Annotated in this window: 17 protein-coding genes; 6 read left to right on the top strand and 11 right to left on the bottom strand. The window is 65.6% G+C overall.

Annotated features, from left to right (window positions below; genetic code table 11):
* The first annotated feature begins 66 nt into the window (after window positions 1–66).
* The 3 genes from J4F42_01840 to J4F42_01830 are packed head-to-tail and all read left to right on the top strand — an operon-like array spanning window position 67 to window position 3,925.
* The gene (locus tag J4F42_01840; protein MCE2484227.1) at window positions 67–1,815 is read left to right on the top strand and encodes a hydantoinase B/oxoprolinase family protein; all 1,749 of its coding nucleotides are present in this window, start codon (window positions 67–69) and stop codon (window positions 1,813–1,815) included.
* Window positions 1,816–1,857: 42 nt separating this feature from the next.
* Window positions 1,858–2,736 carry a hydantoinase/oxoprolinase family protein gene (locus tag J4F42_01835; GenBank protein MCE2484226.1) on the top strand — a complete coding sequence of 293 codons (879 nt, stop codon included), beginning with the start codon at window positions 1,858–1,860 and terminating at the stop codon, window positions 2,734–2,736.
* A complete protein-coding gene (locus tag J4F42_01830) occupies window positions 2,636–3,925 on the top strand; it encodes a hydantoinase/oxoprolinase family protein (GenBank protein MCE2484225.1) in 1,290 nt (429 codons plus the stop codon). Before J4F42_01835 ends, J4F42_01830 begins: the two co-directional genes overlap by 101 nt.
* 111 nt (window positions 3,926–4,036) lie before the next feature.
* On the opposite strand, the gene J4F42_01825 is transcribed toward J4F42_01830, so the two are convergent.
* Window positions 4,037–4,498 (bottom strand): GFA family protein, encoded by a 462-nt coding sequence (locus J4F42_01825; GenBank protein ID MCE2484224.1) that lies wholly within the window; start codon window positions 4,496–4,498, stop codon window positions 4,037–4,039.
* Between the two features lie 83 nt (window positions 4,499–4,581).
* Here J4F42_01825 and J4F42_01820 point away from each other — a divergent pair, with 83 nt between their 5' ends.
* Entirely contained in the window at window positions 4,582–5,457 is an 876-nt protein-coding gene (locus tag J4F42_01820) for a dienelactone hydrolase family protein (protein MCE2484223.1), read from the top strand.
* 240 nt (window positions 5,458–5,697) lie between these two features.
* Here J4F42_01820 and J4F42_01815 read toward each other — a convergent pair whose 3' ends face one another.
* From J4F42_01815 to eno, 8 genes are all read right to left on the bottom strand, one after another.
* Window positions 5,698–6,048 carry a hypothetical protein gene (locus J4F42_01815; GenBank protein MCE2484222.1) on the bottom strand — a complete coding sequence of 117 codons (351 nt, stop codon included), beginning with the start codon at window positions 6,046–6,048 and terminating at the stop codon, window positions 5,698–5,700.
* 32 nt (window positions 6,049–6,080) lie between these two features.
* Window positions 6,081–6,914: an NAD(P)-dependent oxidoreductase gene (locus tag J4F42_01810; GenBank protein ID MCE2484221.1), complete on the bottom strand. Its 834-nt coding sequence runs from the start codon at window positions 6,912–6,914 to the stop codon at window positions 6,081–6,083.
* A gap of 12 nt (window positions 6,915–6,926) precedes the next feature.
* Window positions 6,927–7,490: an adenylate/guanylate cyclase domain-containing protein gene (locus J4F42_01805; protein ID MCE2484220.1), complete on the bottom strand. Its 564-nt coding sequence runs from the start codon at window positions 7,488–7,490 to the stop codon at window positions 6,927–6,929.
* Between the two features lie 228 nt (window positions 7,491–7,718).
* Complete coding sequence (locus J4F42_01800) at window positions 7,719–7,940, bottom strand: hypothetical protein (GenBank protein MCE2484219.1); 222 nt, start codon at window positions 7,938–7,940, stop codon at window positions 7,719–7,721.
* Between the two features lie 57 nt (window positions 7,941–7,997).
* Complete coding sequence (locus J4F42_01795; GenBank protein MCE2484218.1) at window positions 7,998–8,981, bottom strand: LLM class flavin-dependent oxidoreductase; 984 nt, start codon at window positions 8,979–8,981, stop codon at window positions 7,998–8,000.
* 13 nt (window positions 8,982–8,994) lie between these two features.
* Complete coding sequence (locus tag J4F42_01790; GenBank protein MCE2484217.1) at window positions 8,995–11,016, bottom strand: ABC-F family ATP-binding cassette domain-containing protein; 2,022 nt, start codon at window positions 11,014–11,016, stop codon at window positions 8,995–8,997.
* A gap of 61 nt (window positions 11,017–11,077) precedes the next feature.
* The gene (locus tag J4F42_01785; protein ID MCE2484216.1) at window positions 11,078–11,902 is read right to left on the bottom strand and encodes an alpha/beta fold hydrolase; all 825 of its coding nucleotides are present in this window, start codon (window positions 11,900–11,902) and stop codon (window positions 11,078–11,080) included.
* A gap of 3 nt (window positions 11,903–11,905) precedes the next feature.
* Window positions 11,906–13,189 carry a phosphopyruvate hydratase gene (gene eno / locus J4F42_01780; GenBank protein ID MCE2484215.1) on the bottom strand — a complete coding sequence of 428 codons (1,284 nt, stop codon included), beginning with the start codon at window positions 13,187–13,189 and terminating at the stop codon, window positions 11,906–11,908.
* A gap of 115 nt (window positions 13,190–13,304) precedes the next feature.
* Between eno and J4F42_01775 the strand changes: the two genes are divergently transcribed.
* Entirely contained in the window at window positions 13,305–13,724 is a 420-nt protein-coding gene (locus J4F42_01775) for a septum formation initiator family protein (GenBank protein MCE2484214.1), read from the top strand.
* On the opposite strand, the gene pyrF is transcribed toward J4F42_01775, so the two are convergent.
* Both pyrF and J4F42_01765 read right to left on the bottom strand, forming a co-directional pair.
* The gene (gene pyrF / locus J4F42_01770; GenBank protein ID MCE2484213.1) at window positions 13,721–14,488 is read right to left on the bottom strand and encodes an orotidine-5'-phosphate decarboxylase; all 768 of its coding nucleotides are present in this window, start codon (window positions 14,486–14,488) and stop codon (window positions 13,721–13,723) included. The genes J4F42_01775 and pyrF overlap by 4 nt on opposite strands.
* 59 nt (window positions 14,489–14,547) lie before the next feature.
* Complete coding sequence (locus J4F42_01765) at window positions 14,548–14,877, bottom strand: carboxymuconolactone decarboxylase family protein (protein ID MCE2484212.1); 330 nt, start codon at window positions 14,875–14,877, stop codon at window positions 14,548–14,550.
* A 147-nt stretch (window positions 14,878–15,024) separates the two neighbouring features.
* Between J4F42_01765 and J4F42_01760 the strand changes: the two genes are divergently transcribed.
* Window positions 15,025–16,209: an acyl-CoA dehydrogenase gene (locus J4F42_01760; GenBank protein MCE2484211.1), complete on the top strand. Its 1,185-nt coding sequence runs from the start codon at window positions 15,025–15,027 to the stop codon at window positions 16,207–16,209.
* Window positions 16,210–16,220: the final 11 nt, after the last annotated feature.

The raw sequence follows: 16,220 nt of genomic DNA, 5'->3' as shown, positions 1-16,220 counted from the left end.
GGAGAACGTATGGCATTCTCCTGGGCAATCCCCGGGGGTTGCCCCGACATTTTGTGCGGAGGACGTATGGCAGCCGACATCGATCCGATCACCCTGGCGGTGGTTCAGGGCGTGCTGGAATCGACCCAGCGCGAGATGACGCTGACGGTCGAGAAAACCTCTCGCTCGTCAGTCTTCAATATCGCCCGCGACTATTCCAACGCGCTGTTCAACGGCCAGGCCGAGATGATCCTGCAAGGTCAGGATATCCCCATCCACCTCGGCTCGCTGATGCCGGCCATGCGCACGGTGGCCGACTACTTTGCGGGTGAGATCAACCCCGGCGATGTGTTCTACCACAACGACCCGGCCTGGAACGGCTCGCACATCGTTGACTGCTGCATGTACAAGCCGGTCTTTCATGACGACGAGCTGGTCTTCTGGACGGTCAGCAAGGGCCATGTGACCGATATCGGCGGCCCGGTCCCGGCCGGCTATAACCCGGACGCGACCGAGATCTATGCCGAGGGCCTGCGGATTCCCCCGCTCAAGATCTGGGACCGGGGCCGGGAGCGCCGCGATGTGGTCAACCTGCTGCTGACCAATATGCGCTCACGGCGTCTGCAGGTCGGGGATATGCGCGCCCAGCTGGCCGCCGTCACCATTGGTGAGCGCAATCTGCTGGGTCTGCTGGACAAATACGGCAAGGCCACGGTTCAGGCCTGCGTGGCCGAACTGCTCAAGCTGGCCGAGCGACAGATGCGGCGGTTTATCGCCGACATTCCCGACGGCAGCTATCAGGGCAGCGCGGTGCTCGAAGACGCCGGCCACGGGTTTGGCGATATCACGATTACGGCCGCCGTCCGGGTGACGGACGATACGCTCGACATTCGCCTCGACAGCCCGCGCCAGCTGCCCTACTTCATCAATTCGTACGCGGCCAACTCGCTGTCCGGGGTGTATCTGGGCGTCATGATGTTTGCCCAGCTGCCGCCGCCCTACAACGCCGGGCTGTACCGGCCGATCGAGGTCGATGTCGGCACGCCGGGCAGCCTGACCAACGCCCAGGAGCCCGCCCCGCATGTGAACTGCACCACCACCCCGTCGGAGAGCATTACCGACGCCGTCCGGCTGGCCCTGGAGCAAGCCATGCCGGAACGGGCCGTAGCCTCGTGGGGTCATACCAACGGGCTCAACATTGCCGGCCACGATTTCCGAACCGGCGAGGAGTATGTGTCCATGCTGCTGGCCACGCTGATCAGCGGCGGGGGGGCGACCCACCACATGGACGGCTGGCCGGCGGTCGGTCCCCAGTGCTGTTTTGGGGCGCTGACCAGCGGCGACACCGAGATCCTGGAGTACCAGTACCCGATCATTATCCACCGCTACGGATTGATGACCGACTCGGGCGGAGCCGGAGAATTTCGGGGCGGCTCGGGCACCCACTGGGAGGTCGAACCGCTGCGCGATCCCATGACCCTGGTCATGTTCGGCGAGGGCCGCCGGTATGCCGCCCCGGGTGCCCTGGGTGCCCGGTCGGCGGTGCCCGAGCCCAAGGTCGGCCGCGCCCTGCGCTACAAGAAGGACGGCGGGGTCGAAGAGATCAAAACCAACATCATCGCCACCATTGAACCCGGCGAGCGGTTCGCCAACCAGAATCCCGGCGGCGGCGGGGTCGGCGACCCGCGCCAGCGTGACCCCCAGCATGTGCGTCAGGACGTGGAAAACGGGCTGGTATCCGCCCACGCCGCCTGGGAGGAGTACGGCGTGCGGATCGAGGCCGAAGAAGACGAAGCCGAAGAAGAGCAGGCAGCCCAGGCCGACAAGCGCCTGTAGGGGCAATCGCCTGGAATTGCCCAGAAAGAGTCGAAGAATCTGGTGACCCATTATCGCCTCGGCATTGACACCGGCGGGACCTTCACCGACTTCATTCTGACCGCGCCCGGTGAGGGCATCCGCCTGTATAAAACCCCCTCAACCCCCCACGATCCTCCGGCTGCGGTCCAGACCGGGCTGAGCCTGATGAGCGCCGAGCTGGGGTGCGATATTGCCGACTTTCTGGCCGACTGCGAGCTGATCATTCTGGGCACTACGGTCGGCGTGAATGCCGTGATCGAGAAGACCGGCGCCAGGACCGGCCTGCTGTGCACGCGCGGGCATGAGGATTCGCTCGAGATTCGGCTCGGCCACAAGGAGGACGGCCATCGCTATGACGCCGATTTTCCGCAGGCCGAGATGCTGGTCCCGCGCGCCCGGCGGATGCCGGTTGCAGAGCGGGTGGTGAGTACCGGCGAGGTGCGGCTGCCGCTCAATGAGGCGGACGTGCGCCACGGGGTACGCCAACTCAAGGCGGCCGGGGTGGAGGCGATTGCCGTCTCTTTCGTATGGTCGTTTCTCCACCCCGAGCACGAACGGCGGGCGGCCGAGATCGTCCGCGAGGAGTTTCCCGACGCCTATCTGAGCCTGTCGGTCGATGTCCTGCCCCAGATTCGGGAGTACACCCGGACCAGCACAACGGTCCTGAACGCCTATATCGGGCCGATCATGAGGCGTTACGTCGAGCAGATGGAGGGTGTGTTGCGCAGCCTCGGCTACGAGCGCGAGATCCGCTACATGCAGAGCAACGGCGGCCTGACCTCAGGGCGTTTTCTGAGGGATATCGCGGCCGGCCGCCGGCCCCAACGCCGGCCTGTTTTTCGGCCAGGCTCTGGGTCGCCGCGACATCATTACGGTCGATATGGGCGGCACCAGTTTTGATGTCAGCCTGAGCCGGGACGGCAAGACGGCGGTGGCCAAAGACTTTGACTTTCTGCGCTACCGCATCGGGATTCCGATGTTGCAGGTCGAGACGCTGGGCGCCGGGGGCGGAAGTATTGCCGGGGTGAACGCGATGGGGCTGTTGCAGGTCGGGCCGGAGAGCGCCGGGGCGCAGCCGGGTCCGGCCGCCTACGACCGGGGCGGTCAGCGCCCGACGGTGACCGACGCCCTGGTCGTGCTGGGCTATCTCAATCCGGCCGCCCTGCTCGGCGGCCGGCTGCGGCTCGACCGCGACGCCGCCCGGCGAGCGATTGCGTCCGAGCTGGCCGCCGGACTCAAGCTGTCGGTCGAGCAGGCCGCGCTGGGGATTTTTCGGGTCGTGACCGCCAATATGGTCAACGGCATCCGTCGCGTGTCGATTGAAAAGGGCTACGATCCACGCGATTTCGCCCTGGTCGTCGGCGGCGGGGCGGGTCCGGCCCACGCCGGCCTGCTGGCCCGCGAACTCGATATCCGCACAATCGTGATTCCCAAAGTCTCTTCGGCCCTGTGCGCCTTTGGTGAAATTCTGTCGGATATGAAGCACACCTATCTGTCCTCGTGCGTCATGCGGCTGGGCCAGATGGACTATGAGCGGGCCAACCGGCTGCTGGCCGAGCTGGAAGCCCGCGGCCGGCGCGAGCTGGCCGAGGCGGGCGTGGCGGCCGAACGCATCGCGGTCAGCCGCAGCCTGGATCTGCGCTACGTGGACCAGATCCACGAGTGCCAGGTGGCCATGCCTGAGGCGAGTTTTGAGCCGGCCGGCGTGGAGCGTATCGCCGAGGCGTTTCACCAGCGCCACGAAGAGCTGTACACCTATTGTGAGCGCGATAACCTGATTGAGATGATCAACCTGGAATCGACCTGCACCGGCCAGGTGCCGCGGCCCCAGCTGCCGGCCCTGGCCCGCGGTACGGCCGACCCCGGCCAGGCGCTGACCGGCCAGCGTCAGGCCCTGTTTGAAGACATTGGCCGTTTTGCCCCCACCCCGGTGTTTGACGGTGGCCAACTGCTGGTCAACAACGTGGTCCACGGCCCGGCCATTATCGAAGAAGAGACCACAACGCTAGTGGTGTTTCCGGGCTGGCGGGCCGAGCTGCAAGATCCCGGCATGTACGTGTGCACGCCCGAGCCGGACGCGGACTCTTAAGGCACCCACCCCGGCCCTTCGGGCCACCCCTCCAAGGAGGGGATGGGGGCAGCGGTTCTCCCCTCCTTGGAGGGGTCCGGCGAAGCCGGGGGGTGGGTTATCTCATGAGCCTTATCCTGTCTCCCCCTCGGCCTGCGGTGCCAGAATATGCCGCATCTGCTCCTCGGTTGGCGCCCGCTCATATTTCGGTAAATCCGGCTGCATGCACGTCCAGGTCGGAGCGCTGGCCGTCCACACCTCGACCTGGGGCGCGAAGCGGTTGGGATCGTCCAGGCTGGCGGCCCACACGCCCATCAGCTCCGGCACAAGCTCGGCGTCGATAAAGACCGGGCAGCCGCACTCGGCACAGAAGCCCCGACGGACGGCGTTGCCGCTGTCGGCCTTGACCTCGTAATATGTGGCCCGGCCCGAAATCGTCAGCGCCGTCTTGGGCACGTACATGACCGGGCACAGCATGCCGCCGCTGGCCCGCTGGCAGTCCCGGCAGTGGCACTGCCAGGAAAAAACGGGCTCGGCCCGGCACTCGTAGCGAATTGCCGCGCAGGCACAGCCGCCTGAGAATGGACGAGACATAGTCTACCCTCCTTGCGTGCGGCTCTATCATCGTGCGTCGGGCAAGGCTATGTGTGCGGGGCACAACGCAAACGGAGGATGTCATGCCTGACGAAAGAACGAACTTTTTCTCTCAGCCGCATGTGACGCGGCGTCGTTTTCTGGTCGGCAGCCTGGCGACCGGCTTTGCCCTGGCCGTGCGGCCCGTTTCAGCCCAGACGATCACGACCGGCCTGGACGGTCTGGCGGCCGGTGAGGTGAACATCCCGGTTGCCGACGGAGCCATCCCGGCCTACTGGTCTTCTCCCGCGGAGGGAAGCGGCTTGCCGGTCGTGCTCGTCGTGCAGGAAATCTTTGGCGTGCATGAACACATCAAGGATGTGTGCCGGCGGCTGGCCAAGCTGGGCTATCTGGCCGTTGCGCCCGAACTGTACGCCCGTCAGGGCGATGTCTCGCAGTTGACGGATATCGGGCAGATTCTGACCATCGTCCGTCAGGTGCCGGACGCCCAGGTCATGCAGGATTTGGACGCCACGCTGGGCTGGGCCGAGCAGTCCGGCAAGGGCCGGGCCGACCGGGCGGCGGTGACCGGCTTCTGCTGGGGCGGGCGTATCGTGTGGCTCTACGCGGCCCATAATCCGCAGCTCAAGGCCGGTATCGCCTGGTACGGACGGGTGGTCGGAGACGCCACCGAGCTGAGCCCGCAGCAGCCGATTGACCTTGCGGCCGGTCTGCACGCGCCGGTTCTCGGTCTGTACGGCGGCGCCGACAGCGGTATCCCGCTTGAGGGGGTGGAACGCATGCGGGCGGCGCTGCAAGCGGCAGACGCGCCGGCCAATCAGTCACAGATTATTGTCTATCCCGACACGCCGCACGGCTTTCACGCCGACTACCGGCCCAGCTACCGCAAAGACCAGGCCACGGACGGCTGGAATCGCCTGCAAGCCTGGCTGACGGACGCCTTCGAAGAGGCCGAATGAAGAAGAAGTTTGCTCCCTTAGATTCGGGGCGAGGATGTCGATGCTGGGTATCCCGCGTCCGTATGACGAAGGACGAACTGCTCAAAAAGCCCACTCCTCTCCGAGCGAGCCTTCGTCATGGCGAGTCGAGGTGCTGCTGGCGACCTGCCAAGCATCGGAATCCGAGATTACGCAATCCCACGGAGCTCCGCAGCTCATCTCTTGCAAGCCGTCCTGAAAGAGGCTTTCATGCCGCACCGTCTATGCCGCGGCAAGCTCCTTCACTTTTGGTTCGATGACCTGAAAACGACACTCTTCCTCGTTGAGGCATGTCAGGAGACGTTTGAGCGGCTCGTGTGTCAGGAGCTTCACGACCTTGACTCGTTGTCGAGCAGGAAGCTGTTTGAGCTTGTCCAGACAGAGCCCAGATTGTTCCAGCAATCGGGAATACGAAAGCAACATGAGGCGTATGGGGGTTGTCTGGGCGGTGTCGGTCCAGAGGGTGATGTTGTCATGCAATTCAATGCCTCTCTGGGGCCTTTTGCCGGTGAGCCGGAAATCTACGTCGAGGATATCCCCCTGTGTGTCATAAACGATCCTGATTGATCCCATGCTCAGCTCCCCCGCGACACCTGGTTACCCGGCTACTCCTTGATGCCCAGGAAGCGTTCGATCAGCTGCTGGGCCAGGGCCGCGCCGGGCAGGCTGACGCCCACATCGTGGCCCAGCTCCAGGGCCAGCCGCAGGTCTTTGTGCATCAGCTGCACCAGGGCGTCCGGGCCGCTGGTATAGGTGTCTTTGAAGTTGCGCTGGGCCAGCCAGTTGCCGGCCACCCGGCTCTGCCCGGCGCCTGCCTTGACCACTTCTTGGAAGGCGTTGAGGTCCAGCCCGGCGGTTTCGGCCAGCCGCATGCCCTCGGAGGCCGACAGCATGTTGACGTAGACGATCAGGTTGTGGGCCAGCTTGGCCATCGCGCCCATGCCCAGCTCGCCCAGATGGAAAATGTTGGCTCCCGAGGTCTCGAACACGGGCCGACATTTTTCAAACGCGGCCGCGTCGCCGCCGACCATGTAGCACAGGGTCTGGGCCTGGGCGCCGCGCTCGCCACCGCTGACCTCGGCGTCAATCACGCTCACCCCGCGTTCCCCGGCCAGCTCGGCCAGTTTGCGGATGGTGCGGGGATGGACGGTGCTGTGGACGGCGATCACACTGCCGGGCTGGGCGCCGCTCAGCACGCCGCCCTCTTCCAGGGTCACGGCTTCGACCTGGGCGTCATCGACCACAACGAGTTCGATGATGTCGCCGTGGGCGCCGATCTCGTGGGCCGAGCGGGCCGTCTTGGCCCCGGCCGCAGCCAGCTCGGCCAGCGGTTCTTCGCGCAGGTCGTAGACCATCAGGTCAAAGCCGGCCTTGGCGACGTTGAGGGCCATGGGTTTGCCGATATTGCCCAGACCAATAAAACCAACACGGGTGCTCATAGGGCTGCTCCTCTAGGGAATATGAAAGGTGCTGACATACTCGTTCTCAAAACCTTTGAGTTCCAGGCGCTGGTCCAGGAGCTGAAACCGCTCGGCCAGGGCCGGCGTTTCGCGGCTCAGCCGCTCCAGCGCGGCCTGGGTAGCGATGATCCCGCCGGGCGGGACGTGCTTGAGCAGCCGCGAGGCCAGATTGATGCTCGGGCCGATCAGGGCCACCGAGCGACGCATGGCCACCCCGATCACGCCGATGATGATATCGCCCAGGTTGAGGCTGATGCGGGCTTGCAGGCCGGGTTGGCCGTTCTCGGACCGGCTGTCGGCCAGGGCTGTGCGGATGGCCAGGGCGGCGCGCACGGCTTCGGTCACCGACTCAAAATACAGCAGAGCGCCGTCGCCCTCGTAGTCTTTGACGTCGCCGCAATTTTCCAGGGCGATTTCGGTCACCATGGCCATGAAGCCCTGGACCAGGTCCAAGGCACGCTCGGGCGACTGGTTGACAATGGTGGAGGTCGAGTTGGCAATGTCAACAAAGACCACGGTGAGTTCTTTTTTGATCGGCGCGCTGTCCTGCGACATATAGCTCTGGGCCAGACCGGGCAAAAACGTATGGGCGTGGCCCGGCGTCCGGACTGCGGGCGAGGGTTCGGCATGCGGGGCCGGGGACTGCGCCTGATCCAGCGAGACGGTCGGGTAGCCGGCCGCCTGCCAGGCGGTGAGACCGCCGGCCAGAACGACAACCGACTGAAACCCTTCGGCTTGTAACCATAGCGCCGCCCGGGCGCTGCTCGCATCCTCGGGTCAGGTTCAATACAGCGCCAGCAGAATCTCCCGGGGCAAGGTGTGCGCCTGTTGCACGATCTCGGCGATGGGCAGCCAGCGCGTGTTCGGCAGCTGGACGGGCAGGAACAGGCGGGCGTCGGTGGTCCGCACGTCAATTGGAACGACCGCTTCTCCGTCGGTCATACGGGCGTGCAGCGCCTGGGGGCAGATCCGTAAGACCTCCGCTGGGTTGGCTTGACTGGCCATCGCTCTTCCTCCGTGTCAGAGCCCAGTCTGATCGCTTCGCGGGGCTGTGGCAAGCACTCACTGGGCAAACGCGTCGACCAGGGTGCGCAGGTCGTCCGGGGTGAGCCGGCTGGTCGGCGGGGCGGCAACCACGGCCAGGTTCAGCCCGGCCCGGGTGAAGGTCTCAAGCCGGGCGTGACACTCCTCGGCCGTACCAAAGATGTACAGGTCTTCCACCATCTCGTCAGGGATGGCGGCCTGGGCCTGGGCCCGGTCTCCGGCCCGCCAGTAGGCGTGGACCTGGTCGAGAATCTCGCCGTAGCCAAAACGCCGAAAGCCCTGAATATAGGTGTTGGCCTGGCAGTAGCCGACCAGAATGCGCCGCAGCTGCTCAAGCGTCCGCTGCCGGTCGTCGGTCACCATGGTATGGATGTAACAGCCGATATCGAGGTCTTCCACACGCCGTCCGGCGCGCTGGGCGCCCTTGGCGATTTCCGCCAGCGAGTGCGGCACCTGGCGGGCCGGCAGCCAGGCCAGCTGCACGCCGTCGGCAATCTCTCCGGCTAGCTGGAGCATCTTGGGATTGACCGCCGCCAGATAAATCGGCATCTGGCGCGGCGCCGGGACGCTCAGCTGAAAGCCTTGGGGCCGGTAAAAGCGGCCCTCGTGGCTGACGCGTTCTCCGGCCAGCAGCCGGCGCAGCAGGCTCACGTACTCGCGCGTCCGGGCCAGCGGAAAATCCCAGTCCAGACCGTGGAAGGTATTGATGTTGCGGGTGCTGACCCCCAGGCCGAGCCGGGCTCGACCCGGCGCGATCAGGTCGAGGGTGGCGGCCTGCATGGCGGTCAGGGTCGGCGGGCGGAGGTAGAGCGAGACAATGCCGGTGCCGATGTGAATGCGCTGGCTGCGGGCCAGCAGCGCCCCGACCATGGTACAGGTTTCGGTGCCCCAGGCTTCGCCGACCCATACGCTGTCAAACCCGGCCGATTCCGCCCGCCGGACGATCTCGGAGCACAAGTCCATCGCCATGCCCAGCGGCGGCAGCCCCAATCCTATGCGCATCTCGTGTGTCCTTTCAGCCGGTTTCGCCGTCCAGTTCCTCGGCCAGCTCACTCCAGCTCGCGTAGTGTTCTTCCAGTTCCCGTTTGAGCGTGTCGTACTCGGTCGCGATTTCCCTGGCCCGCTGAGGAGCGGTGTAGACACTGCGGTCTGCCATCAGCGCCTCGACCGCCCGCTGCTGTTCCTCCAGCTCGGCGATCCGCCGTTCGGTTTCCGCCATGCGCCGCTCCTGCCTGGAGCGCTGGGCGCGGGCGGCTTTCTGCCGAACCTGGAGCGCCTTGCCGCGCTTGGCCTGGCGAACGGCGCTGAGTACCTCCTCGGCGCCGCCCGTCTTTGCCATTTGCCCTTGGCCTTTTGACTTTTGACTTTCCCCCTCCCCGCCCGCCTCGCGTTCCTTGCGGGCCACAAAGGCTTCAAACGAGCCCGGGTAGCTCACCAGCCGGCCGTCCTGCAGCTCTATCACCTTGGTCACCAGACCGTCCAGAAAATCGCGGTCGTGCGAGACCAGCACAAAGGTGCCGCTGAACTGTTGGAGGGCCTGTTTCAGCACCTCCTTGGTCCGCAGATCCAGATGGTTGGTCGGCTCGTCCAGGATCAGAAAGTTTGAGGCCTGGAGCAGCATCTTGGCCAGGACCAGCCGGCTCTTTTCGCCGCCGCTCAGCACCGTCACCGGTTTGTCAACCGCCTCACCGGAAAACAAAAACGCCCCCAGTAAAGTCCGCAGCTGGGGCACGACATCGAAGGCCGCCCGGCTGGCGATCTCTTGGTACACGCTGCGGTCGGTGGTGAGTTTGTCCGTCTGTTGCTGGGCATAAAAATCGAGCACCACCTGATAGCCCAGCACACGTTGCCCGCAGCTCGGCGCTTCGGTCCCGGCCAGCAGCCGGCTCAGGGTGGATTTGCCCGCCCCGTTCACGCCCAGCAGGGCAATCCGGTCGCCACGCTCAATGGTCAGATCGAGATTGTTGAAAACCTGGACTTGCGAGGCGAATGCGCCGCTCTTCTCGCTGGAATGGTTCGGAGCAGCCACCTTGTCGTAGTGCTTGCCGACCCCTTTCAACTCCAGTACGACCCGGCCGCTGCGCGGGGCACGCGGAAAGTGGAAGCGGACGCCGCTGGGAGGGGTCTGGGGGGCGGGCAGGCGTGCCATTTTCTCCAGCTGCTTGACGCGGCTCTGGACCTGGGTGGCCTTGCGCGCGTTATAGCGGAAGGTGTTGATGAAACGGGTGATGCGTTCGATCTCGGCCTGCTGCTCCTCATAGGCTTTGCGGTCGGCCTCCAGGGTCTGGGCAAACTGACGCTCGAAGGCCGAGTAATTCCCGGTATAGTCGCTCAGGCTGTGGCGGTGGATGGCGGCGATGCGGGTCACAGTCCGGTCGAGAAACCGGCGGTCGTGGGAGACGATGATCACGCTGCCCGCATAGCCGCACAGATAGCCTTCGAGCCACAGCACGGAGTCGAGGTCCAGATGGTTGGTCGGCTCGTCCAACAGCAGGATATCCGGGCCTTGGAGCAGCAGTTTGGCCAGGGCGATGCGCATCTGCCAGCCGCCGCTGAAGACCTCGCTTGGCCAGCCGAACTGTTCCTGGTGGAAGCCCAGCCCGCTTAACACCTTGGCCACCTGGGCATCGGCGGACCAGCCGCCCAGCTCCTCAAAACGGTGCTGGAGCTGGCCGTAGCGGGCCAGGCTGTCGGTCGTTTGGGTTTGATCCTCGGTCTCAAGGACGGCGTGCAGACGGGCCAGCTCGCGCTGGATGGCGCCCAACTCCGGCAGGGCCGAGCGGGCTTCTTCAAACAGGCTGCGTCCGCCAATCGGCGCACCCTCCTGGGGGAGGTAGCCGAGGCTGATTTCGCGGCCATGCTGAACCCGCCCAGTGTCCGGTTCGAGCTGACCCATCATCAGCCGGAACAGGCTTGTTTTGCCGGCGCCGTTGGGACCGACCAGACCGACCCGGTCACCCCTGTTGAGCTGCCAGTTGAGCTTGTGAAAGAGTTTCTGGCCGCCAAAGGCCAGAGAGAGATCGGTCAGCTGTAACATGACGACGTGAGCCCGTGTCCAATCCGGGGCAGTCTAGCGGAGGCCGCAGGCACAGGCCAGCCTAGTCCTCCGCTTCGGGCGGAACCAGCAGGGGCTCGCCCAGGGTCCGAATAATCCAGCGATGGACGTCACCGACCAGGCTGATGGCCGGCGGGCCGCTGTACAGCCAGTGGCCGAGGTCGGGATAGGTGTGCTGGTCGGCCTCCAGTTCTCGGACCAGGGCCTGGCAGGCGGCCGGCGTACTCATGCGATCCGCCCCGCCGTGAACGACCAGGGTCGGACAGTTGGGCCGGGCGTGGGCCACAGCCTCGCGGCTCAGCGTCCGGGCGACGCGGCCGGAATCGGGGCTGAGTTGCCGTCCCAGCTCGGCCTGAAGGTCGGCGTTCAGGCCGGAGAACAGAAACGTGCGGGCGATGCCGGGTCGGGGTGGCGACAGTGGCCGGCTCCACAGCAGGGCTGGCAGGGCCGGCAGCCGGACCAGGGGTAGCGGCGGCCGGGCGTCGGGCAGCCACGAGCGGGGCAGGAGCGGGGTGCTGCACACGATGGCCCGGGGAGGAAACTGGGCGGCCGATTGAAGGGCCAGCAGAGCACCCAGGTCGGCGCCCCAGACCACCGGCGGCGCCCACAGCTGTCGCACGGCGGTATTCACATCCTCGATATAGTCTTCCAGCCGCACCCGACCGATGCGCGCGGCCGGCCGGCTGTCCGGGCGGCCCCGCAGGTCCAGGGCCCAGCATTCCCAGCCGCGCAGGGCCAGGGCCGGGGCGATGGTGCGCCACATCCAGCTGCCCGTCCACAGGCCGTGGACCAGCAGCAGCGGGGCGGTGAACTTGTTGCGTTCGGGAAAGCTGACTTCCGCGCACAGGCCGGCCAGGCGTTGTTTCATGGCTCAGGATTGTTTGGCGAAAACGGTTCGCCCGGGGTAGACGGCGCGTTTGCCCAGCTGCTCTTCAATGCGTAACAGTTGGTTGTATTTGGCCGTCCGCTCACCACGGCTGACGCTGCCGGTCTTGATCTGGCCGGCGTTTACGGCCACCGCCAGGTCGGCAATCGTGGCGTCCTCGGTCTCGCCCGAGCGGTGGGACATCACCGTGGCATAGCCGTGGGTGTGGGCCAGTCGAACCGCCTCCAGGGTTTCGGTCAGGGTGCCGATCTGGTTGACCTTGACCAGGATGGCGTTGGCCACGTCCTGTTCGATCCCGCGCGCCAGACGCTGGGGATTGGTGACGAACAGGTCATCGCCGACCAACTGCAGCCTGGCGCCCAGGGCCTGGGTCAGGAGCTGCCAGCCCTGCCAGTCGTCCTCGGCCAGGCCGTCTTCAATCGAGACCAGCGGATAGCGCTCGGCCCAGCGCTGATAGCGCTTGACCAGCTGGGCAGCGGTACGCCGGCTACCGCCCGACTTCTGAAACACGTAGGCGCCATCCTGGTAGAGTTCGGTGGCGGCCACGTCAAGGGCCAGCCCGATCTGACGGCCGGGCTGGTAGCCGGCCCGCTCTATGGCGTCGAGCAGCAGGTCGAGCGCCTGCTCGTCAGAGCGCAGGTCGGGCGCGACCCCGCCCTCGTCGCCGACTGCGGTGCTCAGACCCTTGGCCTGGAGCAGGCTTTTGAGGGCGCTGAAGATCTCGGCGCCCATGCGCAGGCCGTCGCCAAAAGACCGCGCTCCGAGCGGAACAATCATGAACTCCTGGATATCGAGGGTATTGGTGGCGTGCGCGCCGCCGTTCAGCACGTTCAGCAGCGGAACCGGCAGGGTGCGCGCCCGGCTGCCGCCCAGCCAGCGGTACAGGGGCTTGCCGCTGGCTGCGGCGGCTGCCTTGGCCACGGCCAGCGAGGTGGCGATCATGGCGTTGGCGCCCAGCTTTTTCTTGTTGGGCGTGCCGTCGAGTTCGCACAGCAGACGGTCGAGACCGGTTTGATCGCTGGCATCCTTGCCGGCCAAACCCTTGGCGATGATAGTGTTGATATGGGCTACCGCCTGTTGTACGCCTTTTCCGCCGTAGCGCTTTCTGCGCCGGTCACGCAGTTCCCAGGCCTCGTGGGCGCCGGTCGAGGCGCCGGACGGTGCGGCTGCGCGGCCGATCAGGCCGCTGGTCAGAATTACATCCGCCTCAACGGTGGGGTTGCCCCGGCTGTCGAGAATCTCTCGACCCCGGACAGACTTGATCTTCATGCTGGTGTCTCCTCTCTGAGCCCTGCCTCACAGTGGCTGGGGGCGGGCAGGTACGGGGCCTTGCCCCTGCGGTTCTGCCTGCCCACCGTTGCGTGGGGGGCCGGGTGGACCTACAATGCACCTCGTGGGTCGCTTTCTTTCCTTGCGTGTCGTGTGGCTGCCAGCGGTTCTGGGCGTCTATGTGTTGCTCGGCATCTCGACCGTGTTCGGTGGCTGGGGATTGTTGCACCTGCGGGGCTTGGCCCAGGAGCGGGCCGACCTTGAGGCTGCGGTGTTTGCCCGGCTGCGTGAAAGTGAGGCCCTGCGGGTGTGCATGCGGCGGCTGGAGACCGACGACACGTTTCTGGAACAGCTCGCCCGTGAAGAGTTCGGTTTTGTCCGGCCGGATGATATTGTCTACCGCTTTGACGCGCCGCTGGACGAGTCGCTGCCCCCCTGGCAGCGGATGTGTCTGAGCCGTTTCCCGGCCAACGTCCCGGTGTCGGCCGACGATGTCCCCCGTGGCCATGGTTCCACCGCTTCCCGCGCGCCCTAGTCGGCTCGCCGGGCAAGCCCGTGGGCCATATCGCTGACGATCTGCCGGGCGGCCAGGCGTGGGTCGGCCGCGTCTCGGATCGGTTTTCCGACCACCACATAGTCTGCGCCCCGGCTCATCGCCTGTTGCGGGCTGAGCACCCGCTTCTGGTCGTCCCAGTCCGCCCCCGACGGCCGCACCCCGGGCACGATCAGGCGCAGTCGCGGGCCGCACTCGCGGCGCAGGCGGGAGAGTTCGTGGGGAGACGTCACCACCCCGCCTAGGCCTGACGCCTGGGCCAGTCTGGCCAGGCGGACGACCTGTGTTTGCGGGCCGGCGGCAACCCCGGTCTGGCGCAGGTCATCGGCGTTCAGGCTGGTCAGGACGGTGACGGCCAGGATCAGCGGACGCCGCAGGCCCTCGGCCCGACAGCGTGTGGCGACCTCGGTTCGGGTCGTGCGCATCATGTCCAGGCCGCCTGCGGCGTGGACGTTGAACATGGCCACCCCCAGGCGGGCGGCCTCAATTCCGGCCTGAGCCACGGTGCGGGGAATATCGTGGAATTTGAGATCCAGAAACACCTGTCCGCCCCGGCTATGAACGAGCCGGACCGCCTCCGGGCCGGCATGCACAAAGAGCTGTTTGCCGACCTTGAACACCCCGACCTCGTCGGCCAGCAGTTCGACATACGCTTCAGCCTCGGCCAGCGTTGCGACATCCAGCGGAAAAATGAGGCGCTTTTTGGCGGCCCGCAAGCGGGCCGGGCTGGGGGGGGAAGGGGCCATGTCCGTTCGGCGTGGGTCACCCGGTCCACAAGCGCGGCCGAAGGACCGGGCTGGGTGCGCTACCCGTGTTCCAGTGCGCTGAAGGCCACCGTGCTGTGGGCAAAAGCGCCCCCGGCTCGCAGGGCCATGGTGACAAAGATGGCTTCGGCGATTTCTTCCTGCGACGCGCCGGCCTTCTCGGCCCGCTTGGTGTGCACGTCGATGCAGTACGGACACTGGGTGACATGGGCGGTGGCCACGGCGATCAGCTCTTTCATCTTGACGCTCAAGGCGCCGTCTTCAAACACCTTGGTATCGAACTCGACAAAGGCCTTGAACAACTCGGGGCGGGCGTTGCGCAGCTTGCGCAGGCCACCCATACCGTCTTTGGGGTAGAAACTGTCGCTCATGGGTTTCCTCCTTCGTTTTCGTGGCTGCGGGGCAGAGAGTATATGAGAAGAGGGAAAAGTCAAAGGTCACAGGGCCGAGTCATCTTGTGTTCCCGGCGGCTGAAAACTATAATTCGCCCCCGAACCGCCCCCGAGCAGGAGAGTCGTGTGGATTTTGATTACACCCCCCAGGAAGAAACCTTTCGTCAGGAACTCCGGTCGTGGCTGGAGACCAATTCGCCCGAGGGCTACGATCCGGCCCGGTTTGAGTTGATTGACCCCGACGAGCGCTTTGAGGTCAAGCTGCGCTGGCAGCGCAAGCTCCACGCCGCCGGGCTGGTTGGCATCCACTGGCCCAAGGAGTACGGTGGCCGTGGGGCGACCATTATTGAGCAGACGATTTATCAGCAGGAGATGGCGCGGACCGGCTCGCCCGGTCTGGCCAACCCGCTCGGCCTGTCCCTGGTCGGTCCGACCCTGATGCACTGGGGAACCGAAGAACAAAAGCGGCGCTACATCCCCAAGATCATGAACGCCGACGAGGTGTGGTGTCAGGGCTATTCGGAGCCGGGTTCGGGCTCCGACCTGGCGTCCCTGCAGACCCGGGCGGTCGAGGTCGGCGATGAGTTTGTGGTCAACGGCCAGAAGGTCTGGACCAGCTACGCCCATAAGGCCGACTACTGCATTCTGGTCACACGGACAGATCCCGACGCCCCCAAACACAAGGGCCTGTCCTACCTGCTGGTCAATATGAAGACACCCGGGGTAACGGTCCGGCCGCTGACCCAGATGACCGGCGACGCCGAGTTCAACGAGGTGTTCTTTGAAGACGTGCGCGTTCCCAAGGCCAATATCGTCGGCGAAAAGAATCAGGGTTGGCAGGTGGCGGTGACCACGCTCATGTTTGAGCGGGCCAATTTCGGCATGGTCTACAACCTGGAGCCCATGCTTGAACAGCTGACCGAGCTGGCCCGGCGGCTGCGCGTCAACGGCCGGCCAGCCGCGGAAGACCCGGACGTGCGCCAGCAGATTGCGGCCTTCCATGTGGCCACCCAGGCGCTCAAGTATAACGGCTACCGCATGCTGACCCGCCAGCTCAAGGGCGAGCCGCCCGGGCCGGAGGGCTCGATTGCCAAGCTGGCCGGCAGTGAGCTGTACGTTCGGCTCGCCCATTTTGCGACTGCCCTGCTCGGGCCGTACGGACAGATCGAGCTGGGCGACCGCCACGGGCTGGACGGCGGCTATTGGTCGCGCTGCGCGCTGCGCTCGCGCCTGTACACGATTGCCGGCGGGACCTCGGAGATTATGCGCAATATTGTCGGAGAGCGGGTGTTGGGATTGCCAAAGGGCTAGCCGGCGCCTGT

The organism is Desulfurellaceae bacterium (assembly GCA_021296095.1).
Taxonomy (GTDB): Bacteria; Desulfobacterota; Binatia; order Bin18; family Bin18; genus JAAXHF01.
This window is presented reverse-complemented; position numbering and strand designations above follow the sequence as displayed.